This is a genomic window from Pseudomonas sp. PDM02 (assembly GCF_014852285.1).
Lineage (GTDB): Bacteria > Pseudomonadota > Gammaproteobacteria > Pseudomonadales > Pseudomonadaceae > Aquipseudomonas > Aquipseudomonas migulae.
In genome coordinates this window covers 147,297-170,048 of sequence record NZ_JACVBL010000015.1, presented here as the reverse complement: position 1 = coordinate 170,048, position 22,752 = coordinate 147,297, and the positions used below count along the sequence as shown (strand labels likewise).

At 61.4% G+C, this 22,752-nt stretch carries 23 protein-coding genes; 9 read left to right on the top strand and 14 right to left on the bottom strand.

Annotated features, from left to right (window positions below):
- Positions 1-347: 347 nt before the first annotated feature.
- Entirely contained in the window at positions 348-1,169 is an 822-nt protein-coding gene (locus IB245_RS24270; RefSeq protein ID WP_192228928.1) for an aldo/keto reductase, read from the top strand.
- A gap of 29 nt (positions 1,170-1,198) precedes the next feature.
- Entirely contained in the window at positions 1,199-1,669 is a 471-nt protein-coding gene (locus IB245_RS24265) for a DUF1810 domain-containing protein (protein ID WP_008034513.1), read from the top strand.
- Here the strand turns inward: IB245_RS24265 and IB245_RS24260 are convergent.
- Positions 1,634-3,994, bottom strand: a complete 2,361-nt coding sequence (locus IB245_RS24260) for a DNA polymerase II (RefSeq protein WP_192228927.1) — start codon at positions 3,992-3,994, stop codon at positions 1,634-1,636. The two genes, IB245_RS24265 and IB245_RS24260, sit on opposite strands and share 36 nt — an antisense overlap.
- A gap of 324 nt (positions 3,995-4,318) precedes the next feature.
- On the opposite strand from IB245_RS24260, the gene IB245_RS24255 reads away from it, so the two are divergent.
- Entirely contained in the window at positions 4,319-4,759 is a 441-nt protein-coding gene (locus IB245_RS24255; RefSeq protein WP_007944798.1) for a CBS domain-containing protein, read from the top strand.
- 115 nt (positions 4,760-4,874) lie between these two features.
- Here IB245_RS24255 and IB245_RS24250 read toward each other — a convergent pair whose 3' ends face one another.
- Complete coding sequence (locus tag IB245_RS24250) at positions 4,875-5,498, bottom strand: glutathione S-transferase (protein ID WP_008034499.1); 624 nt, start codon at positions 5,496-5,498, stop codon at positions 4,875-4,877.
- Positions 5,499-5,644: 146 nt separating this feature from the next.
- Here IB245_RS24250 and IB245_RS24245 point away from each other — a divergent pair, with 146 nt between their 5' ends.
- Both IB245_RS24245 and IB245_RS24240 read left to right on the top strand, forming a co-directional pair.
- Positions 5,645-6,439: a DUF4349 domain-containing protein gene (locus tag IB245_RS24245; protein ID WP_192228926.1), complete on the top strand. Its 795-nt coding sequence runs from the start codon at positions 5,645-5,647 to the stop codon at positions 6,437-6,439.
- Between the two features lie 177 nt (positions 6,440-6,616).
- Positions 6,617-7,057 (top strand): phage infection protein, encoded by a 441-nt coding sequence (locus IB245_RS24240; RefSeq protein ID WP_145316151.1) that lies wholly within the window; start codon positions 6,617-6,619, stop codon positions 7,055-7,057.
- Between the two features lie 78 nt (positions 7,058-7,135).
- Here IB245_RS24240 and IB245_RS24235 read toward each other — a convergent pair whose 3' ends face one another.
- A complete protein-coding gene (locus IB245_RS24235; RefSeq protein ID WP_192228925.1) occupies positions 7,136-8,230 on the bottom strand; it encodes a DUF1615 domain-containing protein in 1,095 nt (364 codons plus the stop codon).
- A 278-nt stretch (positions 8,231-8,508) separates the two neighbouring features.
- On the opposite strand from IB245_RS24235, the gene IB245_RS24230 reads away from it, so the two are divergent.
- Positions 8,509-10,044: an FAD-dependent oxidoreductase gene (locus tag IB245_RS24230; RefSeq protein ID WP_192228924.1), complete on the top strand. Its 1,536-nt coding sequence runs from the start codon at positions 8,509-8,511 to the stop codon at positions 10,042-10,044.
- 124 nt (positions 10,045-10,168) lie between these two features.
- On the opposite strand, the gene hemB is transcribed toward IB245_RS24230, so the two are convergent.
- The 3 genes from hemB to IB245_RS24215 form a co-directional block, all read right to left on the bottom strand.
- Positions 10,169-11,143 (bottom strand): porphobilinogen synthase, encoded by a 975-nt coding sequence (hemB, locus tag IB245_RS24225; RefSeq protein ID WP_008035185.1) that lies wholly within the window; start codon positions 11,141-11,143, stop codon positions 10,169-10,171.
- Between the two features lie 236 nt (positions 11,144-11,379).
- Entirely contained in the window at positions 11,380-12,222 is an 843-nt protein-coding gene (locus tag IB245_RS24220; RefSeq protein ID WP_192228923.1) for a PhzF family phenazine biosynthesis protein, read from the bottom strand.
- A gap of 33 nt (positions 12,223-12,255) precedes the next feature.
- Positions 12,256-12,954 (bottom strand): glutathione binding-like protein, encoded by a 699-nt coding sequence (locus IB245_RS24215; RefSeq protein WP_008035182.1) that lies wholly within the window; start codon positions 12,952-12,954, stop codon positions 12,256-12,258.
- Positions 12,955-13,322: 368 nt separating this feature from the next.
- Between IB245_RS24215 and IB245_RS24210 the strand changes: the two genes are divergently transcribed.
- Entirely contained in the window at positions 13,323-13,997 is a 675-nt protein-coding gene (locus tag IB245_RS24210; RefSeq protein WP_008045195.1) for a hypothetical protein, read from the top strand.
- A gap of 141 nt (positions 13,998-14,138) precedes the next feature.
- Here IB245_RS24210 and IB245_RS24205 read toward each other — a convergent pair whose 3' ends face one another.
- The 3 genes from IB245_RS24205 to IB245_RS24195 all read right to left on the bottom strand — a co-directional run bounded on the left by IB245_RS24205 (position 14,139) and on the right by IB245_RS24195 (position 16,254).
- Positions 14,139-15,095: a quinone oxidoreductase family protein gene (locus IB245_RS24205; RefSeq protein ID WP_192228922.1), complete on the bottom strand. Its 957-nt coding sequence runs from the start codon at positions 15,093-15,095 to the stop codon at positions 14,139-14,141.
- Between the two features lie 31 nt (positions 15,096-15,126).
- Positions 15,127-15,300 carry a DUF1427 family protein gene (locus tag IB245_RS24200; protein WP_008035179.1) on the bottom strand — a complete coding sequence of 58 codons (174 nt, stop codon included), beginning with the start codon at positions 15,298-15,300 and terminating at the stop codon, positions 15,127-15,129.
- 183 nt (positions 15,301-15,483) lie between these two features.
- The gene (locus tag IB245_RS24195) at positions 15,484-16,254 is read right to left on the bottom strand and encodes an AraC family transcriptional regulator (protein ID WP_192228921.1); all 771 of its coding nucleotides are present in this window, start codon (positions 16,252-16,254) and stop codon (positions 15,484-15,486) included.
- A gap of 146 nt (positions 16,255-16,400) precedes the next feature.
- On the opposite strand from IB245_RS24195, the gene IB245_RS24190 reads away from it, so the two are divergent.
- A complete protein-coding gene (locus tag IB245_RS24190; protein ID WP_008035177.1) occupies positions 16,401-16,628 on the top strand; it encodes a DUF6555 family protein in 228 nt (75 codons plus the stop codon).
- A gap of 102 nt (positions 16,629-16,730) precedes the next feature.
- On the opposite strand, the gene IB245_RS24185 is transcribed toward IB245_RS24190, so the two are convergent.
- The 3 genes from IB245_RS24185 to IB245_RS24175 all read right to left on the bottom strand — a co-directional run bounded on the left by IB245_RS24185 (position 16,731) and on the right by IB245_RS24175 (position 18,027).
- Entirely contained in the window at positions 16,731-16,895 is a 165-nt protein-coding gene (locus IB245_RS24185) for a metallothionein (protein WP_192228929.1), read from the bottom strand.
- A gap of 191 nt (positions 16,896-17,086) precedes the next feature.
- Complete coding sequence (locus IB245_RS24180) at positions 17,087-17,542, bottom strand: DMT family transporter (protein WP_008035175.1); 456 nt, start codon at positions 17,540-17,542, stop codon at positions 17,087-17,089.
- A complete protein-coding gene (locus IB245_RS24175) occupies positions 17,542-18,027 on the bottom strand; it encodes a DMT family transporter (protein WP_008045188.1) in 486 nt (161 codons plus the stop codon). The genes IB245_RS24180 and IB245_RS24175 overlap by 1 nt, the downstream gene beginning before the upstream one ends.
- A 237-nt stretch (positions 18,028-18,264) precedes the next feature.
- On the opposite strand from IB245_RS24175, the gene IB245_RS24170 reads away from it, so the two are divergent.
- Positions 18,265-19,200, top strand: coding sequence for a LysR family transcriptional regulator (locus IB245_RS24170; protein WP_192228920.1), 936 nt, complete (start codon positions 18,265-18,267; stop codon positions 19,198-19,200).
- Between the two features lie 102 nt (positions 19,201-19,302).
- On the opposite strand, the gene IB245_RS24165 is transcribed toward IB245_RS24170, so the two are convergent.
- Together IB245_RS24165 and IB245_RS24160 are read right to left on the bottom strand one after the other, a co-directional pair.
- Positions 19,303-20,985, bottom strand: a complete 1,683-nt coding sequence (locus tag IB245_RS24165) for a methyl-accepting chemotaxis protein (protein WP_008035170.1) — start codon at positions 20,983-20,985, stop codon at positions 19,303-19,305.
- A gap of 232 nt (positions 20,986-21,217) precedes the next feature.
- Positions 21,218-22,534: a Na+/H+ antiporter family protein gene (locus IB245_RS24160; protein WP_162130708.1), complete on the bottom strand. Its 1,317-nt coding sequence runs from the start codon at positions 22,532-22,534 to the stop codon at positions 21,218-21,220.
- Positions 22,535-22,752: the final 218 nt, after the last annotated feature.

Genomic DNA, 22,752 nt, shown 5'->3' with positions numbered 1-22,752 from the left:
CCTCGCTCCGGTCCTGCTCCGTGGGCCCGCCGCCATCGGCCATCCATGGCCGGGGGCGGCTAACCCGGCATCCATGCCGGGTTGCCCACTGCGCAGAACCTGCGCTCGGCCTCTCGAGGGGGCGCTCGGATCAAAAGCGGAAGGCGAGCTAACGCTCGGCCTGATGAGTGGTGAGAAGCAAAAGCAAACGCGATTCCCTGTAGGAGCGAGGCTTGCCCGCGAAAAGCGTCCGGACGGCGCGTTCATTCAGACAGCCCGCGTCATTGTTGACACCTACAGCCCGGGGAACCCATGGGCTATTCTGCTGCCAACCGAAGTATCGATCGAATGACATCAAGGAGCTTTGCATGCGGACTCTCGAACTGGCCGGCATCCAGGTACCCGTCATCGGCCAGGGCACTTGGCGCATGGGTGAAGATTCTGCTCGACACCGCGAGGAAGTCGCCGCGTTGCGCCTGGGCATCGAGTTGGGCATGACCTTGATCGACACCGCGGAAATGTACGGCGAAGGGGGCGCCGAGGAAGTGGTCGGCGAAGCCATTGCCGGCCTGCGCGACAAGGTGTTTCTGGTCAGCAAGGTGTATCCGCACAACGCCAGCCGCAAGGGCATCCCCGAGGCCTGCGAACGCAGCCTGCGGCGGTTGAACACCGATTACATCGATTTATACCTGCTGCACTGGCGCGGCCAGTACCCCCTTGAAGAGACCGTTGAGGCATTCGAACGCCTGCGCGAGGCCGGCAAGATCGGCCGTTGGGGCGTGTCCAATTTCGACGTGGATGACCTGCAAGAACTGGCCTCCCCGGCCTGCGTCACCAATCAAGTGCTCTACAACCTTGAGGAGCGTGGAATAGAATTTGATTTACTGCCGTGGAGCCAACAGCATCGTCAGCCATTGATGGCGTACTGTCCCATCGGCCAGGGCGGGAGTTTGCTGGCTCACCCGACACTCAAGCAGGTGGCCGCCCGTCATGCGGCGACACCGGCCCAGGTAGCCTTGGCATGGATTCTGCGGCAGGATGGAGTCATTGCCATCCCCAAGGCGGTCCGACCTGAGCATGTGCAACTGAATGCGCATGCCGCTCAATTGAAGCTTGTAGCCGGGGATCTGGAGGCGCTGGACCACGCGTTTCACGCGCCACAACGCAAACAGCGACTGGCCATGGTCTGAGCCATCGCGGTTCTGTCAGAGGGCTTCTCATGAGAAGCACCGATCAGCTCGACGTCTTTGATCTGCAACGCTTTCTACGGGCGCAGGACCCGGTATTCGAACGGGTGAAAAACGAGCTCGTTGCGGGCCGCAAGCGCAGTCACTGGATGTGGTTCATCTTTCCGCAATTCATCGGCCTGGGCGGCAGCGAAATGTCGCAACGATATGCCATTCACTCGGGAGAGGAGGCTTCGGCGTACCTCAAGCATGCGCAGCTGGGCCCACGGCTGCGCACCTGCACGCAGTTGGTGCTGGATATTCCGGAACGCTCCATCATCGAAATTTTCGGCCATCCGGACAATCTGAAGTTCCGCTCGTCGATGACCCTGTTCGCGCAGTTCGCCCCGGATGACAGCCTGTTCCAGCAAGCGCTGATGCGGCACTTCCATGGGATTCCGGATGACTGGACGTTATCGCTGCTGGACTCAAAACAGGCCCAACTGCCCCCCAACCAGGGTTGAGAAATCGTCATCCACGAACGGCAGAATCGCATCAGCCACCGGTTGCAGTTGCCGGGTGACGTAATGGTCGTAGTCGATCGGCGCGCTGCGGATCTCCAGCGGCTCGGGCCCGGCGACGGTGATCACGTAGCTGATCCAGCCGCCGTTCTGGTATTGCCGCGGACGGCCCTGTTGATCGTTGTAGTCGTCGGCGATCCGCGCCGCGCGAACATGCGGCGGCACGTTGCGCTCATAGTCATCCAGGGTCCGGCGCAAGCGCTTGCGGTAGATCAGGCGATCATCGAACTCGCCCGCCAGGGTCTTGCGCACATACTCGCGGACATAATCCTGATAGGGCTGGCGATGGAAGATCCGCGTGTACAGCTCTTGCTGGAATTGCCGGGCCAGCAGCGACCAGTCGGTGCGCACGGTTTCCAGCCCCTTGTAGACCATCTCGTCAGTGCCGTCGTCACGCGTGACCAGCCCGGCATAACGCTTCTTGCTGCCCTCCTCGGCACCGCGAATGGTCGGCATCAGAAAGCGCTTGTAGTGAGTTTCGAACTGTAACTCCAATGCGCTCTGCAGCCCGTACTCCTCTTGCACATGCACGCGCCACCATTGATTGACGTGATCCACCAGCGCGTGGCCGATCTGCGCCGCTTCCTGCTGACCGTGGGCGCGGCGCAGCCAGACAAACGTCGAGTCGGTATCGCCATAGATCACTGTGTGCCCCTGGGCTTCGATCAACTGGCGGGTACGCAGCATGATTTCGTGCCCGCGCAACGTGATCGACGAGGCCAGACGCGTATCGAAGAAACGGCAACCGCTGGAACCGAGCACGCCGTAGAAGGCGTTCATGATGATCTTCAGCGCCTGGGACAACGGCGCGTTGTGTTCGCGCTTGGCGGTTTCGCGGCCCTCGGCGACCCGCGCGACAATGGCCGGCAGGCAGTGCCGGGTTCTGGAAAAACGCGCCCCGCGAAAACCGGGCACGGACTCGCTGTCCTCGGGATGCTTGAGCCCTTCGATCAGGCCCACCGGGTCGATGAGGAAGGTGCGGATGATCGATGGATAGAGGCTTTTGTAGTCGAGCACCAGCACCGATTCGTACAGGCCCGGCTGCGAGTCCATGACAAATCCGCCGGGGCTGGCCTGTGCAGGTTTGCTGCCGAGGTTGGGCGCAACGAAACCCTGGCGGTGCATCAGCGGCATGTACAGGTGCGTGAAGGCCGCCACCGAACCACCGCTGCGATCCGCCGGCAAACCGGTCACGCTGGCCCGCTCAAGCAGGAAAGTGAGCAATTGGGTCTTGGCGAAAATCCGCGTGACCAGTTCGCAGTCCTTGAGGTTGTAAGTGGCGAGGGCCGGTTTGTCCTCGGCGAACATGCGGTTGATTTCGTCCATGCGCTGGTACGGCGTGCTGATCGACTTGCCTTCGCCGAGCAGGGTTTGCGCGACGTTTTCCAGGCTGAACGATGGAAAACTCCAGGTCGCCGAACGCAGGGATTCGATGCCGTCGATGATCAATCGCCCGGCGGCCGAGGCGAAGTAATGGTTGCGGCTGCCGTGCTCGCGCCACTGCATTTCCTCACCGCCGCGCCCCAGTTTCAGCGGCACCGCCAGGCGTCGGGCGTGTTCGTGAAGCACGCGCAAATCGAACTGCACGACGTTCCAGCCAATGATTGCGTCAGGGTCGTGCCGGGCGAACCATTCGTTGAGCTTTTTCAGCAGCAGGGTTCGCGACTCACAGTATTCGAGCTGGAAGTCGACGTTGCTGTCGTCGCCGTTGGGCGGGCCGAGCATGTACACCTGACGCTCGCCGCAGCCTTCCAGCGCGATGGAATACAGATCGCCCTGAGCGGTGGTTTCAATGTCCAGGGACACCAGCCTGAGCGTCGGTCGATAGTCGGGATCGGGTTTCATCTGCGCGTCGAGCAGCAGGCCTTCGGCATCGGGTGTGCCACCGAAGATCACCGGCGCGGTGATGAAGCGCTCCATCATGTAGCGTTCCGGGGGGCGTACGTCGGCCTCGAACATCTCGACGCCAGCCTTGCGCAGCGCGGTTTCCAGGCGCATCAGCTGACCGTGTTGCTGGCAATATAGGCCGAGCACCGGGCGATGCTCGAAATCCAGCAGGGCCAGGGGTTTGAGCTCGACGTTTTTTTCGCCGTGCAGCACCTGCTCAGCCTGCTCGCGCTGCTCGGCGGGGATGAACGCCACCGACGGTTGATGCGGCAGGCGAATACGCTGGGGACCGGTGTCGGTCGCCAGCCAGAACTCGACTTCCGTACCGGCCGGGGTATCGCGCCAATGCCGGGTCAGGACGAAGCCCCGCTGTAAATCCACCACTGCAACCTCACATCCGATTCAGGTGGTGATTCTACGCGGCATTGCGGGGGATAACAGCGAACGCCTGGATTGGAATGAACCCTTGTAGGAGCTGGCTTGCCGGCGATAGCGCCCGTTCAAACGATAAATACGTCGCCTGACCCACCGCTATCGCCGGCAAGCCGGCTCCTACAAGGTCGGTGGTGTGTTCGAAAATGTGAGGTTTATCGAAGAAAAACGGCTGAATGACGTTTTTTGCGCGTTATCTGCCGTTTTCTGCCTTGCCCTCGGCGCTCGGGTCTACGATTCTTCAAGAACAACGACAACACCCGAGAAGCCACCATGAAAACCGTCGCCCAACTGCTCAAGTTGAAAGATCAGAAAAATCAGGAAGTGCACCAGATCAAACCCGATCACATGGTGCTCGAAGCACTGATGAAGATGGCCGAGAAGAACGTCGGTGCCTTGCTGGTGGTAGAGAATGACGAAGTGCTGGGCATCATCAGTGAACGTGATTACGCACGCAAACTGGTGCTGCATGGCCGCTCTTCCGTGGGCACGCCGGTCCGCGACATCATGGTGTCGCCCGTCATCACCGTAGACACCCATCAAACCGTCGATACGTGCCTGGGCATCATGTCTGACAGGCGCCTGCGTCACCTGCCGGTGGTGGAGAACGGCAAGTTGATCGGCTTGCTGTCGATCGGCGACCTGGTCAAGGAAGCGATTGCGGAGCAGGCAGAACTGATCCGCCAGCTGGAGCAGTACATTCGCGGCGAGTAATGCGAGCCCTGTAGGAGCGAGGCTTGCCCGCGAAAGCGCCGACTCAGTCAATGAACGTGTCGCCTGACCCAACGCCTTCGCGGGCAAGCCTCGCTCCTACAGGGGATTGCGGTGTTCAGGACGGCCAATGCCGCGCAAAGACCGGTGCCAATGTCGGGTGCCGGTCGATTCGCTCAAGCCAGGCGGAAAAACCGGGCCGGGCACTGCGCAAATGCTCCCGGGTGCCCGCCCACCGCGAGATCACCGCCGCCAATACATCCAGCGCACCGGGCGTCTCATCGCCCAGGTACAACTCGCCCGAGAACTGATCGGCAAACACCTCCCAACTCCAGTGCAACCGTTCGCGTGCGCCGGCCATGAGGTTGTCACGCGAGGGTTTGTCCGCCACGAGCAACCAGCGCTCGGGGTAATCGATGATACCGATTGCCGCATAACAATTGGTGACGATGTACACCAGCCCCCGGATCGCCTGATCGCGCTCGGCGGCGTCTTTCGGCAGCAGTTTCGATTTGGGAAACGTCAACCCGAGATGAATCAAGATCGCCGCACTTTCGGTGAGAACGCTGCCGTCAGGCAGTTGCAGGGTCGGAATCTGCTTCAGCGGGTTGATCTTCTCCAACGCGTGGGCCGCCTCGGTGGATAACTCGACGTCGATGAAGCGGTAAGGAATCTCGCACAGCTCCAACGCAGCTTCGATGGCGGCGGCGCCGGAGTTCTGGTGTCCGTATAGCTGATACATATCGCGCTCCTGGCGAGACGAACAGGTAGTCGGTAGACGAGCGGGCAAAGGTCACGTTCCCTGCCATCTGGCGGATCGATGCAGGTAAGATGCGCGACCCCGGGGCACTCTTCCAATACCCCCGCAGCACACTTCAAGGAAAGAACATGCGCCAACAGGATGGCCAACGCGCCGCACTTTTTCGTACCGTCGGTTTCATTCTGGCCTGCCTGGCGCTAAGTGCCTGCTCGCCAAGCGACCACTCGTCATCGGCCAGTCTAGCCGGTGAACAAGGGCGTGGCGGGGCCATGCTCGCCTATGAACACGAATTGCAGCTGTTGCTGCCCCAGGCGGAAATCGCCCCGCGCTTGCAGGCCACACGTGAGGCGTGCGAAACCGCACGCTTCGGCGCCTGCAACGTCTTGCGCATCGAGCAAGGCGCCGGCCGCGCCGACATCACCCTGCGCATTGCCCCTGCCGGCGTCGAGCCGTTGGTGGCGATGGCCGCCGAGGGTGGCGAACTGGGTCAGCGGATCACCAGTGCCGAAGACCTCGCCGATGCCGTGGACGACACCCGCCGACGCCAGGAACGACTCAAGGCTCAGCAGCAACGCCTGGATGAACTGGCGACCCGCAAAGACATCAGCGTCACCGATCTGATCACCCTGAGCAAAGAGCAGGCCGGGATCGAAAACGATCTGCAAGCCCTGGCGCAGATTGCCGCCGGGCACCAGCGGCGTCTGGACACCAATCGGGTCACGTTGTCGTTCCTGCCGACCGGCGCCAGCAGTCGCTCGTCACACTTGAGCCAGGCGTTCAGCAACTTGCTCGACAACCTGGCCGAAGGCGCCGCCGATGCACTGGAAAAAACCAGTTACGCCCTGCCCTTCCTGATCCTCGCGTTCCCGCTGTTCATGCTGTGGGTCTGGTTGTGGCGCAAGTTTATTCGGCGTCGGACCTGAGCCGGGCGTCAACCGCGCTCCGCCTGCCGACAACTGAACCATCACGCCTACGCACGGGGAGTTACCTGCTCCATCACTGCCGTCGATGTTCACCATCACGTCAATGAAGTTCTCATAAAAATTGTGCGGCGTACCATCAGCTCCATACCAAACAACTACACCCCGGAGCACACCACCATGAAACGCCAACTCTTCCTCAGCATCGCTTTCTCGGTTTTTGCAGTTAACGCTTTTGCCGCTTCGTCCGCTCACCCTGTTGTCGCTGAAGGCGGCTCGGATCGGTTGATTGAAAGCCGTGTGGCTGAGGGTGGTTCGGATCGTTTGATCGAAAATCGTGTGGCCGAAGGTGGTTCCGACCGTCTGATCGAGAACCGCGTCGCTGAAGGTGGTTCCGACCGTCTGATCGAAAACCGTGTCGCCGAAGGTGGTTCCGACCGTCTGATCGAGAACCGCGTCGCCGAAGGTGGTTCCGACCGTCTGATCGAAAACCGCGTCGCTGAAGGTGGTTCCGACCGTCTGATCGAAAACCGCGTCGCCGAAGGTGGTTCCGACCGCCTGATCGAAAACCGCGTTGCCGAAGGTGGTTCCGACCGTCTGATCGAAAGCCGCGCTGTATGAATGAATGGCTTTGCAGCAACACTCGACAAAAAACCCGGCCTTACCCGCCGGGTTTTTTTATGCTTTTTTTTAGACCGGTCACTTCCCCGCCAGCGCCATGCAACGCTGATAACGCTCGTCGACCCGCTTGGCAAACCAAGCCGTGGTGAGCTTTCGGGTGATTTTCGGGCTCTGCAACGCAATCCCCGGCAATACCGCTCGCGGCAATGAACGGCCTTCGGCCTTCTCGACCAATTCGAAAACCCGCTGATACAACGTGCTGTCCTCGAACTCGAGGCTTTTGCCCTTCTCCAGTTGATCCCGAATCGTCGGATTGCGCATGCCCAGTTGCTTGCCGAGGGTGCGCACGGCCAGTTCCGTGGTGCCGGGCATGATCGAGTCGTAGCGCACCAGATCACCGTCCAGCGCAAGAGGAATCCCCGAAGCACGGCTGACCGCGTTCTGAAATGCGGCGTTTCGACTGGCGTACCAACCGGCGTTGAAATCGGCGAAGCGGTACAGCGGCTGCTTGTAGCTCACCGGATAACCGAGCAAGTGGGCGATGCCGAAATACATACCGCCGCGACGGCTGAACACTTCATGCCGAATCGAGCCGTCCACCGGGTACGGATAACCCCGCGCCTGCTGCTCGGCGAAGTCGATGCTGACCTGCATCGGTCCGCCGGTGTGCACCGGATTGAAACCACCGAACAGCGTGCGGCCCATGGGCACCCTGCCGATGAAATCATCGAAGATCGCGCTCAATTCCTTTTCACTGCGCGCAGCATTCAATCGGTCGCTGTAGCTTTTGCCGGTGCTGGAACGTATTTGCAGCGCACCGCTCACCAGCAGGCCGGGGATGTGGGCTTTGGCGGCACGGCGGTCGATTTCCTCTCGAGCGATCTTGCCCAGGCCCGGCACCGGCGGGTCCGATTGAAAGGTCGACTCCTGCTCGGTGACTGCCAGTACGGAACACAGATTTTGCGTAGAGGGATAAATGTTCTGCGCAGCAAACGCCGCGTAGATGTCCGTGGCCCAGCCTTGGCGATCAACGGTTTTCGCCGGCAGCAGGCGCACGATCTCGGCCTTGACCTCTTTGGGTGTGCGGGCCGGGGCTTCCTGGGTGCGCTGAGTCCCGCAACCGGCCAGCACCAACAGCGCCGCGACGCTCGTGATCAATCGATTGGCTTGCATGGCGCTCCATCAGATCCGTTGAACCGGGTTAACCATACGATCAATCGCATGGCGCAAGCTATGACTGTGCCGGCGACACACTGTTCCCGGCACAGACACACTGAACTGTGGGAGCCGGCTTGCTGGCGATGGGAGCACCGAGGTGCATCAAGATGAGCGCGTTATCGTTCATCGCCAGCAAGCCGGCGCCTACAGGGTCTTTTCCGTTGGGCGGGCTGTCTGACGGCCCTCTTCGGCTGGACCATACTTGAGCCAAGACGCCAGGGGAGAACAGGCGCATGAACCGTAGCGACGTATTGATCATCGGCGCCGGCCCCACCGGTCTGGTGCTCGCGCTGTGGCTGAGCAAACTGGGGATCCGCGTGCGGATTATCGACAAGACCTCGGCCCCCGGCACCACTTCACGGGCGTTGGCCGTGCAAGCGCGCACACTGGAACTGTATCGCCAGCTCGACCTCAACGAGGCCGTGATACACAAAGGGCATCGCGTGGCGGCGGCCAACTTCTGGGTCAAGGGCGAACCCGTGGCGCGCTTGCCGTTGGGCCGGATTGGCGAGGGGCTGACGCCGTACGCGTTCCTGGAAATTTTTCCCCAGGACGAACATGAACAATTGCTGATTGAACGCCTGGAAACCTTTGGCATCCGGGTCGAGCGCAACACCGAGCTGGAGAGCTTCGAAGAAACCGGCGATGGCATCACCGCACGGCTGCGCCTGCCCGATGGTCAAGAGGAAACCTGTCAGGCCTGTTACCTCGCCGGTTGCGACGGTGCCCGCTCGCGGGTGCGCAAAACCCTCGACACCGGATTTCCCGGCGGCACCTACCAGCAGATTTTCTACGTGGCCGACGTGCAGGCCAGCGGGCCGGCGCTCAATGGCGAGCTGCACCTGGACCTCGATGAAGCGGATTTTCTCGCGGTGTTTCCCCTCGCCGGCGAAGGTCGCGCGCGGTTGATCGGCACCGTTCGCGACGAGCGTGCCGAGCATGTGGAAACCCTGCGATTCGAAGACGTCAGCACCCGCGCCATCGAACACTTGAAAGTGCAGATCGAGCAGGTGAACTGGTTCTCTACCTACCGTGTGCATCATCGGGTAGCCGATCACTTTCGCAGCGGTCGCGCGTTTCTATTGGGCGACGCGGCCCATGTCCACAGCCCGGCGGGCGGCCAGGGCATGAACACCGGCATCGGCGATGCCATCAACCTCGCCTGGAAACTCGCGGCCGTGTTGAGCGGCGGTGCTGCCCCGCATCTGCTCGACACATATGAAACCGAGCGCATCGCCTTTGCCCGCAAACTGGTCGCCACCACCGACCGGGTGTTCAGTTTTGTCACCGCCGAAGGACGCATGGCGGATTTGCTGCGTACTCGTCTGGCGCCGTTCCTGTTGCCGAAAATGGCTTCGTTCGAGGCCTCCCGGGAATTCCTGTTTCGTACGGTGTCGCAGATCACCCTCAATTATCGTGGAATGCCATTGAGCACCGGCGTCGCCGGGCATGTTCACGGTGGCGACCGCTTGCCGTGGGCGCATGACGGTGAAGGAGATAACTTCGGGCCGCTGAAGTGCCCGAACTGGCAGGTGCATGTGTACGGCGACACCAGCGACGAAATGATTGCCTGGTGCAATGAACATCACTTGCCGTTGCATGTGTTTGACTGGCGGCCGGCGTTTGAAACATCAGGCCTTGGGCGCAACGGGTTTTATTTGTTGCGGCCGGATACCTACGTGGCGGTGGCCGAGTCGTGCTCGGATCCGAAGGTGATCGAACGGTACTTCCGGGATCGCGGGATACGGCCGTATTTCGGCCCTCACTGATTCAACACAGTCCAAATGTGGGAGCGGGCTTGCTCGCGAAGGCGTCGTGACATTCAACATCTATGTTGACTGACACGGCCTCTTCGCGAGCAAGCCCGCTCCCACATTTGGGTTTGTGGTGGGTTTAGATCCCGGCCAGGGCCAGGTCCATCGCGAAGTAGGTGAAGATCAAATCCGCCCCCGCCCGTTTGATCGCGCCGAGACTCTCGCGCACCACGCGGTCCTCATCGATGGCCCCGGCCTGTGCGCCGAACTTGATCATCGCGTACTCGCCGCTCACCTGGTACGCCGACAGCGGCAGGCGCGAAACCTCGCGAATGTCGCGGATGATGTCCAGGTACGCGCCGGCCGGCTTGACCATCAGCGCGTCGGCGCCTTCCTGCTCGTCCATCAACGACTCACGCACCGCTTCGCGGCGGTTCATCGGGTTCATTTGATAGCTTTTGCGGTCGCCCTTGAGTGCGCTGCCGCCGGCTTCGCGGAACGGGCCGTAGAGCGCCGAGGCGAATTTGGTCGAATAGGCCATGATCGCGGTCTGGGTGAAACCGGCGTCATCCAGCGCCCGGCGAATCGCCTGGACCTGCCCGTCCATGGCCGCCGACGGCGCGATCACATCGGCACCGGCACGGGCTGCCGCGACGGCTTGTTTGCCGAGGTTGATCAGGGTCTGGTCGTTGTCGACTTCGTGGTTGTGCAACACGCCGCAGTGACCGTGGTCGGTGTATTCGCAGAAGCAGGTGTCGGACATCACGATCATCTCCGGCACCGCGTCCTTGGCGATGCGCGCCATGCGCGAGACCAGGCCATTGTCGCTCCAGGTGTCGCTGCCGCTGCTGTCCAGATGATGGGACACGCCGAAGGTCATCACCGACTTGATCCCCGCACGGGCATAACGCTCGATCTCGCCGGCCAGTTTCGATTCCGGAATCCGCATCACACCGGGCATGCTTTTGATCGGCACGAAGTCGTCGATTTCTTCCTCGACGAAAATCGGCAGCACCAGATCGTTCAAGCTGAACTCGGTTTCCTGGAACAGGCTGCGCAGGCTCGCATTGCGGCGCAGACGGCGTGGACGTGCTTCGGGGAACTGACTGGACATGGGGTTTCCTGAAAAATCGGGGGACGAGACGAAAGTCGTAAGGGGGCGAAAGCTTATGCCCAGTTCGCCGCCGGGCACAAACCTCAGCGGAGTAAAAACCGTTACCGCTGCAGCAATAATCACCGCATCCACCATAAAACCCCGTGGGAGCGGGCTTGCTCGCGAAGGCGTCGTGTCAGTCGACATGGATGTTGAATGTCACGACGCCTTCGCGAGCAAGCCCGCTCCCACAGGTTTTACAGCGTCATGGTTCCGGAAATACAGGTCACCACGGAACCACCAATCCAGATCTCATCGCCCACCTGATCGACCTGAATGCGCCCGGCCCGCCCCATGGTCAGGCCCTGACTCACCACATAAGACGCCGGCGCCAGCCCTTCGCTGAGCAGCCATTGGGCGATGCCGGCATTCAGGCTGCCGGTGGCGGGATCTTCCGGCATGCCGTCGCCGGAAATGAACGCCCGCACTTCGAACTGTGCGTCATCGCCGTCACGCTCGGGATGCCACGGCGCAATCACGCCGACCGCGAGGCCGAGCATCTGCGAATGGTCCGGTTGCAGGTCCAGCACCTGCTGGCGATCCTCGACCATCACCGCCAGCCAGCCCGCGCCGTTATCGACCCACTGCGCCCGCACGATGGCGCCCGGTTCCAGTCGGAGCCCGCGTCGCACGCGCTCCAGCAGCTCCGCCTGCACCGGCCCGGTCTTGAGCAGTGGCGGTGCGAGAAAGGCCAGTTCCGCGCCTTGCCGGCGCACCCGCACCAGGCCCACGCCGCATTCCTGAATGATCTCCTCGCCCTTGGGCACCCCACCGGCTTCGAGCCAGGCATGGCAGGTGCCCAGGGTCGGGTGACCGGCGAACGGCAATTCGTTCAGGGTGGTGAAAATCCGCACCCGGTAATCGGCCCGAGGGTCCTGCGGGGCGAGGATGAACGTGGTTTCACTGAGATTGGTCCAGGTGGCGAACGCCGCCATGCGCTCATCGCTGAGCTCATCGGCGCCGAACACCACGGCCAACGGATTGCCCTTGAGCGCAACGCGGCTGAAGACATCTACTTGCTTGAAATCGAATGCGTGCATGGCCTGCCTTGGTCTTGGTGGATTCGAAAGGTCTTACTTGGGAATTTCCAGTCCGCGCATCACCGCCGGCCGCGCCAGGAAGCGCTCCAGCACCCGCGTCACGTTCGGGAAATCCTTGATGCCCACCAGATCGCCCGCCTCATAGAAACCGATCAGGTTGCGCACCCACGGGAATGTCGCGATGTCGGCGATGGTGTAGCGCTCGCCCATGATCCAGTCGCGCCCCTGCAAACGTCCATCAAGCACTTTTAACAAACGTTTACTTTCCTCGACATAACGATCCCGAGGGCGTTTGTCTTCGTAGTCCTTTCCGGCGAATTTGTTGAAAAAACCGAGCTGGCCAAACATCGGCCCGATACCACCCATCTGAAACATCAACCACTGGATCGTCTCGTAACGCGCAGCCGATTCCTGGGCCAGCAACTGCCCGCTCTTGTCGGCGAGGTAAATCAGAATCGCCCCGGACTCGAACAACGGCAGCGGCAGGTCGTCCGGCCCGTGGGGGTCGAGGATCGCCGGGATCTTGTTGTTGGGGTTCAGCGACAGAAACTCGGGCGACAGCTGGTCGTTGGTGTCGAAGCCCACGCGATGCGGCTCGTAGGGCAGGCCGATCTCTTCGAGCATGATCGAGACCTTGACGCCGTTGGGGGTCGGCAACGAGTAGAGCTGAATCCACTCAGGGTATTGGGCCGGCCATTTTTGGGTGATAGGGAAAGCAGACAGATCGGTCATCGCATGGATCCACGAAGAGATTGAGAGGCACGATCATAGTGTGAGTGGCCGCAGGCTGCGACGTACGGCGTATCGATATTGATGATTACCAAGATCAATGGATTGCAGTCTTCTCCTGCGACCGCCCCGTGTACTGTGTCCATAAATCCGCAACATCCTGTCGATAACCTCTGCTCCAACCCGTTCATGGTTATCGGTACATTGCTGCGCATGCCGCCGGAATCGAACCAAACGGGCCTCAGTGGACTCTGAGTGTTGCCCTTTCGGAAACGGACCGGATCATCGACATGGAAAACACCCGACGCTGGGAGCGCGTGGTGTAAAGGTTTGTCAGCCTTAACCGAATGCGCTGAAGAAACCCTTATTCCATGATGAACCTTATGAAATTGGTCCAACGCTTCAAACATCGCGCTTATATTGTGCTGCCCTCCCTGTTGGCAATCAGTGCGCTGTTCCTGTCGCTGGAAGTCCGTGAAAGCCGCGCCCAGCCGGCTGACGGCACCCAGACGCTGGTCTTCCTGCGCCACGCGGAAAAACCCGCCGGCGGCCTCGGCCAGCTCAATTGCCAGGGCCTGAACCGCGCCATCGACCTGGCCACCCTGCTCCCGGAAAAATTCGGCAAGGCCAACTACGTGTTTGCAGCCAACCCGACGCGCAATGTCGAGGAAGGCGAGCTGGATAATTCCTACAGCTACATTCGCCCCCTGATGACCATCAGCCCCAGCGCCATCAAGCTCGGCTTGCCGGTGAACATCAACTTCTCGGCCAATGACACCAGTGACCTGGCCGACGAACTGCTGCACGACAAGTACCACAACTCGGTGATCTACACCGCGTGGTCCCACGGCTATCTGCCCGAGCTGATCAACAAGGTCGCCGGCGAAGCGGTCGGCAAGAAACAGAACATCACCGATGACTGGGAGTCCAGCGACTACGACTCGCTGTATGTACTCACCCTGACCTGGCACAACGGCAAGGCCAGCCTGCAGAGCCACAGCTACAAGCAAGGCCTGGATAACGGCCGGGAAACCTGCCCGACATAAGGGCTGGTCGCGCTGTTCGACCCGCGCAGACCTGTAGGAGCCGGCTTGCTGCGGGCGGCGTTCCGACGATGCAGACACCTCGGTCTTCCCGTTGCACCGAGTTGCCTGAATCGCCAGCAAGCCGGCTCCTACAGGTTTGGGTTATGGCAGCAGGATGACTTTGTCGCCACTGCCCTGATTCACTTCGGCATAACGTTCCAGCCCTTCGGCCAGTGGCGATTCGTACAACCCTTGCGGCAACGGCAACAGGTCCTGGTCGAAGAACTGGCCGAACTGATCGAGCATCGCCGCGCACGCCTGCACGCCGTATAGCAACGAGTTGATCCCCACCACCGAGCCGCCCTTGCGATACAGCGCCAGAGCCGGCAATTGCACCTGGCCATCCACCGGCGCGGCGATGATCGCGATGCGACCGAACGCGGCCAGCGCGGGGACGGAAGCCGGCAGCCAGAACCCGGTGGTGTCAAAAATCACGTCGGCACCGCCGGTGTAGACCGCATTCACCTGCGCGCCCAAATCCTCGGGTTTATCCAGCTGCAACGTCTGATACCCCTGGGCCTGCAAGTCCTTGACCTGCTCCGGCCGACGCGCCGCCGCCAGCACCTGGGCGCCACGCACCTTGGCCAGCGCCAGCGCAGCACTGCCGACCGCCCCGCCACCGATCACCAATAACCGCGTTTGTGCGTTCACCAGGCTGCGCTCCAGCGCATCCCACGCCGTGGTGTAGGGCACGCCGAGGCTGGCGGCCTGGGCAAAACTCAGGTGCGTCGGTTTGCGCGCCACGCCGTTGGCCGGCAACTTGACGAATTGCGCATGGGAGCCGTCGGCGAAAAAGCCCAGCTCACGGCCGGTGCCCCACACTTCCTGACCGATCAGCGCCTGCGGGCCTTCGACGACTACACCCGCAAAATCACGCCCGGGAATGCGCGGCAACGTGGTGTAGGGAAAACGCCCCAGCACATTCTTCACATCACTGGGATTGAGGCCGGCGGCCTTGATTTGCACCAGCACTTCATCGGCGCCGGGCACGGGGGTCGGAACCTCGACATAGCGCAGGGCCGAAAGGTCGCCGGTTTTGTCGAACTGCAATGCTTTCATGGGAGTGTCCATCCAACAGGGGAAAGGGAATTCAGGAGATCCAGCCAGTGACCAGTTGCCGCCCCATGGGCCACAACTTTTCACCGGCGAGCATGCCCAGCAGGCCCACCAGCGCGATGGCCGGTGGTGCGGGGGAACGAAAATCCAGCGCGCCGTAAAGCAAACCGACGCCCAGACCGATGACCAGCGAGATGAGGTAGCTCATGGCAGACTCCGTGGGCAATTGAGGGATGCCCAAAGTCTAAAGGCCGGCATCCGCGAGCATCGGCCAAGTGCTTCTGAATTCCGGCCAAACCACTCGCAACAACCTGTAGGAGCCAGCTTGCTGGCGATAGCTGACGCGAGGGCGATGCAAAATTTGAGGATGCTATCGCCAGCAAGCTGGCTCCTACAGGCTCATGCAGAACTGCGAGGGAGCGACACCCAGTTCCCGACGGAACATGTCACTGAAGCTGCTCGGCGAGTAGCCCAGCTCCCGGGCGATCGCACTGACCGGCGCCCCCTGGATCAGCTCCGCGACCGCAGTCGCCAGTTGCACTTGTCGCCGCCACTCGGCGAAGCCCATGCCCAGACCGTCCTTGAACAGCCGCGCCAGGGTGCGCACGCTGGCCCCGGCGTTTTGCGCGTGTTGTTCGAAGGAAACGTCCAGCGATGGCGCGGCCATGACGGCCTGACACAGGTTCATCAGGCGCCGGTCGGAATCATCCGGCAACGGGATTTTCAACAGCGAACGCCTGGCTCGCCGCAGTTCCAGCAGTGCCAGCCCGACCAGCGCCTCGTAATACTCCGGCGCGCCGTCGTCGCCCTGCTCCACCAGCCCGACGATGAGTTCACGCAGCAACCCGCCCACTTCGATGACCTGGACCGTGTCGTCCAGCGTCGCCGCCAATGCCGGACGCAGGTAGATGTTGCGCATCTGCAGGTCCGAGACCACGCGAATGCCGTGAGGCACACCTGGCGGCAACCACACCGCCCGTTGCGGCGGCACCACCAGCGCCTCATGCGGCGTTTCGACCCACATCACGCCGCTCATCGCATACAACAACTGGCCCCAGACATGCTCGTGGGGCTCGATGAACAGCCCGCGCGGATAGGTGCGCGCCAGCGGTTGCACGGGCACATCGGTGTCACTCAGGTCGGGGGGCGCGGCAAGGGCCATGGTCAGCATTCATCGGGGGTTTTCAGAAAATCCATGGTAACCAGCCGCAGGCCTCATCGCCACTGGCCGCAGCCGTCTGACAATCCGAATGAATTTTCCGTACCGCCGACGATCCTTCTATTACCACAGGGAGGAATACGGGCTTTATGAATAACGCAAAACTTTTCGTCATTGAATACACCCTTCATGGCGTCCCAAAATCTTTCATCATTCGCCTGGACAAAATGGACAATGCGCAGGCTTGGCATTGGGCGAGTTGCGACGCCGGCGTGGGCCGGATCCCGCGCTTTGGAAGGGAGAAAGTGCAAAAGACCAGCAAGCCGATGGCGGAAAAATTCGGCGTGGAAAATGTCACTTGGCGACCAGCAAGCTGACGACGCTTTTCTGTAGGAGCAAGCTTGCTCGCGATGAACGATAACGCGGTCAGCCTGAAGAACCTCGGCGCCCGCATCGCCAGCAAGCTTGCTCCTACACAGTCAGTGTTGGGCGCACTTGCAGTCTTTGTGCACGCATTCTTCACCGTGTTCATGGTGTTTGGCGCAGGCTTCGCAACAGTAGTGCTTGCCGTGACGTGCGATCGGATGCTGGCCCAGTTTGCAGTTGCATTTCTTGCAGTCGCATTTGCTTTCGCTATCGATCATGAGTCTGACTCCTGAGGTGGTGGTCGTCGGGGCTACAACCCGTCTCACCAGTGTAGAAGTTGCCACAGACGACGCAGCCCAAACCTGTAGGAGCGAGGCTTGCCCGCGAAGAACGATAACGCGATGTAACTGTTTAGATCGCGGCATCTGCTTCGCGGGCAAGCCTCGCTCCTACAGGAAAGCGAAAGCGGTCAGGCCTGGCGGGTATTGCTGCGATACATGAACACCAGCGCCAACCCGAGCAACACCATCGCCAGTATCCGGCTGCCGGACAGCTCGATCTGCGGGTTGCCCAGCCAGCCGAAGTTATCGATCAGCATCCCCATGCCCAGCTGCCCGACGATCACCGCGACCGTCGCCACCGCCGTCCCCACCCGTGGCACCGCCCCCACCATCACCATCATGTACACCACGCCGAACAGCGCGCCGCTGAGCTGCCACTTCGGCACGTCCAGCAGGCTCATGGCCTGGGCCGGCTCGAAAAACAGGATCAGCAACCCGGTGCTCACCGCCCCCACCACGAACGTCAACAAACTGCTGCGCAGCACGCCGACCGTTTCGCCCAGACGCCCATTGATGGCGGCCTGAACACTCAACACCGCACCGGCAGCCACGACCACCGCCAACAAAATAATCAGATTCATCATTAACCCCGCGCAATCAGAACAAGTGCCGCCACAATCAGCAGCAAGGCCAGCCAACGTTCACCGTTGACCTTTTTACGAGTGGCGCCGAACCAGCCGAAGTGGTCGATCAGCACGCTTTTACCGACCTGCCCGGACAGGATCGCGATCATCGTCATCGCAATGCCGATGTACGGCGTGGCCAGGGTCAGCACCACCACGTAGATCGGCCCGAGAAAACCGCCGATCAACTGCCAGCGCGGCAAGTCGCTGAAGGCCGGTCCCTTTTGCGGGCCGCTGAGCAACAGCAGGAAAAACAGGATCGCCGAGCCGACGCCGAAGATGCTCAACGTCGCCCACAAGTGACCGACCTGAACCCCCAGCGGCCCGAGCAGACCGGCCTCCACGGACAGGCCCATACCGGCCAGGATCACCAAAGGCAGCAGCAAAAGCCGCAACCCGGGTTGTGTTGCCGGTGTGACAGCGATATCGATTGAAGAAGATTGCATAACAGAGACCTACCCATTTTCAAATGAACTACACGGTCGCCTGTAGGAGCGAAGCTCGCTCGCGAAGGCGGCGTGTCAGTCGTCATCTTCGGCGACTGACACGCCGCCTTCGCGAGCAAGCTTCGCTCCTACAAGGTCCGCGTGCAGGAAGTGAGCGCATTATCGGCTGGCACTGCTGTGCGATAAATGGGAGCATCCTGACAACACTTTTGCGCAACTCGCACAGCAGGATTCTTCATGCACGGCCTCAACGAATTGGGTTTCAAGGCACTTCGGCTGTTTGTCGCGGTACTCGACCACGGCAGCTTCTCTGAAGTCGCCCGCCGCGAAGGCCTGGCGCCGTCGTCGATTTCCCGGCAGATCCAGTTGATGGAACAGGCGCTGAGCCAGCAATTGCTTTACCGCCACACCCGCGCGGTCACGCCGACGGAAGCCGGACGCTTGCTCGGCGACCATGCGCGATTGGTGCTGGTGCAGTTGGAGGAAGCCGAACAGGCGTTGCAGGAACAACAAAGCGAGCCGAGCGGACTGGTGCGGATCAACGCGCCGGTGGTGTTTGGCCAGCGGCACCTGACGCCCTGGCTGGGGCAACTGTGCGAGCGCTACCCGAAATTGCAGCTGGATATCCAGCAGACCGACAGCTACGTCGCACCGTTACAGGAAGGTGCCGACCTGCTGTTTCGCATCGGCCCGCTGCACGATTCGAGCATGCAGGCGCGGATTCTGGCGCCGCAACGCTTTCAGGTGGCGGCGAGCCCGGCGTACTTGAAACGCCATGGCACACCGTTGCATCCCGAAGACCTCGCGGCGCATCAATGCCTGGCCTACAAAGGTGTGGCCGGCCAGCAACGCTGGTTTTTCCGCCAGGGTCAGCAGGACTGGAGGCCCTACTCGGTGAAGGGGCCGATCACCGGCAACCACGCCGACACACTCACACAGGCCGCCGAACAAGGCCTGGGCCTGGTGATGTTTCCGTCGTGGCTGATTGGTGAAGCGGTGCGCAACGGCACGCTGGTGCCGGTGCTGGGGGAGTATCAGGTGTCCAACAGCCTTGAGCCGCAACAGATCGCCGTGCTCTGGCCCGGGAGCCGGCGGTTGTCGGTGAAGGTAAGGACGGTGATTGATTTCTATGTCGAATGCTTCGGGACCGTGCCGTATTGGGACAGGCCTTAGGGACGATGCGAAATGTTTACTGTAGGAGCCAGGCTTGCCGGCGAAGGCGTCCTCAAGTACGCCTTCGCCGGCAAGCCTGGCTCCTACAGTAGGTTCGGGGTGTCAGATGCGGAACTGGCCGACCAGAGTGCCGAGGCGCTGGCCAAGATCAGCCAGGCTGCGGGATGTCTGGGCGCCGAGTTGGGTTTCGCCGGCCACGTTGTCCACGGCCACCGCGATCTGATGCACGCTGCGGTTGATCTCTTCGGCCACGGCGGTCTGCTCCTCGGCGGCGCTGGCGATCTGCGCGTTCATCGAGTTGATGGTGCCGATCAGTTGAGCCATGGTGTCCAGCGAAGCACCCGCTTCGTTGGCCTGCATGGACGTACCGTCGCCGGCCTCGCTGGAGCGGCGCATCGCTTCCACCGCCGACTGAGTGCCGGCCTGCAAGCGGTCGATCATGCCCTGGATTTCCTGGGTGCTGATTTGCGTGCGGCTGGCCAGCGCACGGACTTCGTCGGCCACCACCGCAAAACCGCGACCGGCCTCACCGGCACGGGCCGCTTCAATGGCGGCGTTGAGCGCCAACAGGTTGGTCTGCTCGGCAATCGAACGGATCACCCCGAGCACGCTGACAATCGATGACACATCCTTCTGCAGGCTGTCGAGGGACACGCCGCTGCTGCGAATATCGTCGACCAACGCATGGATCTTGACGATGCTGCCGGCCACCACACGCTTGGCCGTCTGACCTTCTTCGTCGGTCTGCTGCGCCGCCACTGCGGCGTTTTGTGCACTTTTCGCCACTTCTTGCGCGGCGGCCGACATTTCGTTGATCGCCGTGGCCACCTGATCGGTCTCGTGACGTTGACGCTCCATCGCCTGATCCGAACGCTGGGCCTGATCGGAGACCTGATTCACCAGCCCGGTCAATTGCGAGGTCATTTCGGTGATCTGGCGCACCAGGCCGTGGATCTTGTCGACAAAACGGTTGAACGAGCCGGCGAGTTGGCCGAGTTCATCCTGGCTGGTGATGGTCAGGCGCCGGGTCAGGTCGCCCTCGCCCGCCGCGATGTCGTCGAGGTTGGCTTTCATCAGGTTCAGCGGACGCAGAATGGTGTTGGCCAGCAGCATGCCGGCGGCGGCAATCAGCAGCAGCACGACGGCGGCGATGCCGATGATGCTCAGCAACACGCCTTCCATCCGGTCTTGAACCTTGGCTTCGACCACGGCCACTTGCGCCTCGATACCGTCGAGGTTGACCGAGGTGCCGACCGCCATGTCCCACTTCGGCAGGTATTCGGTGTAGCCGAGTTTTGGTACCAGCACCTGAGTGTTGCCAGGCAATGGCGAGCTGTATTGCAGGTAGTGAGTGCCGTCTTTGGCGACTTTCACCAGATCGCGGTTGACGTAGACGCCGTTCGGGTCGCGGTTGTCCTTGAAGCTCTGGCCCACGCCTTCGGGGCTGTTGGCCTTGAACAGGCGCACGGTGTTGGAGTCGTAGCCGAAGAAGTAGCCTTCCTTGCCGTAGCTGATGCTCGACAGCAATTTGATCACTTGGGCCCGCGCCGCGTCATCGCCGGGGGCGGCGGCCTCGTAGAGCGGTTTGATCGCGGTCATGGCCACGGCGACGTAACTTTGCAGGGTAGCCTTGGCGTCGCTGAGCAGGCGCTGGCGCGTCTCCTCGACTTCCTTGCGGGCCTGTTCCTGCAGAACGAACAACGTGGTCAGGCTGATGACCAGCGCAAAGAGCAACACCGGGAGGACGGCAAGGGACAGGACTTTAGCCTTCAGGCTCATGCGCATGACGGTTCACTCTTTTGGTTTTATTGGCGTGGTTAAAGGCTTTAACGGCACGCCAACGCAAAACTGTAGGAGTCCGGCTTGCCGGCGATGGCGTATTTGAAATTGCCATCGCCAGCAAGCCGGCTCCTACAGATTGCGCGATCAACGCTGACCCTACCGACACCTCTGACCTGTAGGAGCCGGCTTGCTGGCGATGGCGTTTTCACAGGCACCATCACCGGGCAGGTTGGAATCAGAGAACCATCGCGGCCACCCAGCCGAACGCCAGCAGCGGCAGGTTGTAATGCAGGAAGGTCGGGACCACGGTGTCCCAGATGTGGTGGTGCTGACCGTCGATGTTCAGGCCGGAGGTCGGGCCGAGCGTCGAGTCGGAAGCAGGCGAACCAGCGTCGCCCAGCGCGCCGGCGGTGCCGACGATGCAGACGATGGCAATCGGGCTGAACCCCAGTTGCACGCACAGCGGCACGAAAATCGCCGCCAGAATCGGCACGGTGGAAAACGACGAACCGATGCCCATGGTCACCAGCAGACCGACCAGCAACATCAGCAGCGCACCGATGCCTTTACTGTGGCCGATCCACGACGCCGACGCTTCAACCAGCGTCTGCACCTGACCGGTGGCCTTCATCACTTCGGCAAACCCCGAGGCGGCGATCATGATGAAACCGATCATCGCCATCATCTTCATGCCTTCGGTGAACAGGTCATCGGTGTCGCGCCATTTCACAATGCCCGACACCGAGAAGATCAAAAAGCCTGCCAGTGCACCGATAATCATCGAGTCCAGCAGCAACTGAATAATGAACGCCGCCGCAATCGCCACACCCGCAACCATCAGGCTCAGCGGGTTGTACTGCACCGCGACCTGCTCGACCTGTTCGATCTTTTCCAGGTCGTAGACGCGCTTCTTGCGGTAGCTGATAAAGGCTGCCGCAAGCCCCACCACCATGCCCAGCGCCGGAATGCCCATGGCATGGGTGACGTTGATGCCGCTGATATCGACGCCGCTGCGGGCCACGTTGGCCAGCAGGATTTCATTGAGGAAGATGTTGCCGAAGCCCACTGGCAGGAACATGTACGGGGTGATCAGACCGAAGGTCATGACGCAGGCGATCAACCGCCGATCCAGTTGCAGCTTGGTCAGCACATACAGCAGCGGCGGCACCAGCAACGGAATAAAAGCGATATGTATCGGCAGAATATTCTGTGAAGCGATGGCCACCACCCACAGCAGGCCGATCAGCAGCCACTTCACAGAACCGCCACCGTTGGCGTGCTGGCGGTCAACCATGGCCAGGGCTTTGTCGGCCAGCGCATGGGCCAGGCCGGACTTGGCAATCGCCACCGCGAAGGCGCCGAGCAAGGCGTAAGACAAGGCCACTGTCGCCCCGCCGCCGAGGCCGCTGTTGAAGGCTTTCAAGGTGGCGTCGATGCCCAGGCCACCGGTCAAACCACCCACCAGCGCGCCGATAATCAGCGCGATCACCACGTGCACGCGGGACAGGCTGAGAATCAGCATGATGCCGACCGCGGCAATTACAGCATTAATCATCGTTACCTCAAGGCAAGCGAAATGAGCCCGGCCGGCAGTCTGCGAAGAGCCGCCAGCGGGATAAGGAATGGGTTTTATTAGAGGGCGCGCACTGTGCCGGACCATCACCGCCTTGTCAAAGCCAGCGACCCGAACGCACGAGCGACGCCGCCCCTGTCGGAACCACACCGCGACCTTTCCGAAACGACATCGCCCCCTGTAGGAGCCGGCTTGCT

Bases quoted from the DNA above. Each gene is read 5' to 3' on its own strand.
- IB245_RS24270 (WP_192228928.1), top strand. From the start codon at position 348: ATGCGGACTCTCGAACTGGCCGGCATCCAGGTACCCGTCATCGGCCAG.
- IB245_RS24265 (WP_008034513.1), top strand. From the start codon at position 1,199: ATGAGAAGCACCGATCAGCTCGACGTCTTTGATCTGCAACGCTTTCTA.
- IB245_RS24255 (WP_007944798.1), top strand. From the start codon at position 4,319: ATGAAAACCGTCGCCCAACTGCTCAAGTTGAAAGATCAGAAAAATCAG.
- IB245_RS24250 (WP_008034499.1), bottom strand. From the start codon at position 5,498: ATGTATCAGCTATACGGACACCAGAACTCCGGCGCCGCCGCCATCGAA.
- IB245_RS24245 (WP_192228926.1), top strand. From the start codon at position 5,645: ATGCGCCAACAGGATGGCCAACGCGCCGCACTTTTTCGTACCGTCGGT.
- IB245_RS24240 (WP_145316151.1), top strand. From the start codon at position 6,617: ATGAAACGCCAACTCTTCCTCAGCATCGCTTTCTCGGTTTTTGCAGTT.
- IB245_RS24235 (WP_192228925.1), bottom strand. From the start codon at position 8,230: ATGCAAGCCAATCGATTGATCACGAGCGTCGCGGCGCTGTTGGTGCTG.
- IB245_RS24230 (WP_192228924.1), top strand. From the start codon at position 8,509: ATGAACCGTAGCGACGTATTGATCATCGGCGCCGGCCCCACCGGTCTG.
- hemB (WP_008035185.1), bottom strand. From the start codon at position 11,143: ATGTCCAGTCAGTTCCCCGAAGCACGTCCACGCCGTCTGCGCCGCAAT.
- IB245_RS24220 (WP_192228923.1), bottom strand. From the start codon at position 12,222: ATGCACGCATTCGATTTCAAGCAAGTAGATGTCTTCAGCCGCGTTGCG.
- IB245_RS24215 (WP_008035182.1), bottom strand. From the start codon at position 12,954: ATGACCGATCTGTCTGCTTTCCCTATCACCCAAAAATGGCCGGCCCAA.
- IB245_RS24210 (WP_008045195.1), top strand. From the start codon at position 13,323: ATGATGAACCTTATGAAATTGGTCCAACGCTTCAAACATCGCGCTTAT.
- IB245_RS24205 (WP_192228922.1), bottom strand. From the start codon at position 15,095: ATGAAAGCATTGCAGTTCGACAAAACCGGCGACCTTTCGGCCCTGCGC.
- IB245_RS24200 (WP_008035179.1), bottom strand. From the start codon at position 15,300: ATGAGCTACCTCATCTCGCTGGTCATCGGTCTGGGCGTCGGTTTGCTT.
- IB245_RS24195 (WP_192228921.1), bottom strand. From the start codon at position 16,254: ATGGCCCTTGCCGCGCCCCCCGACCTGAGTGACACCGATGTGCCCGTG.
- IB245_RS24190 (WP_008035177.1), top strand. From the start codon at position 16,401: ATGAATAACGCAAAACTTTTCGTCATTGAATACACCCTTCATGGCGTC.
- IB245_RS24185 (WP_192228929.1), bottom strand. From the start codon at position 16,895: ATGATCGATAGCGAAAGCAAATGCGACTGCAAGAAATGCAACTGCAAA.
- IB245_RS24180 (WP_008035175.1), bottom strand. From the start codon at position 17,542: ATGATGAATCTGATTATTTTGTTGGCGGTGGTCGTGGCTGCCGGTGCG.
- IB245_RS24175 (WP_008045188.1), bottom strand. From the start codon at position 18,027: ATGCAATCTTCTTCAATCGATATCGCTGTCACACCGGCAACACAACCC.
- IB245_RS24170 (WP_192228920.1), top strand. From the start codon at position 18,265: ATGCACGGCCTCAACGAATTGGGTTTCAAGGCACTTCGGCTGTTTGTC.
- IB245_RS24165 (WP_008035170.1), bottom strand. From the start codon at position 20,985: ATGCGCATGAGCCTGAAGGCTAAAGTCCTGTCCCTTGCCGTCCTCCCG.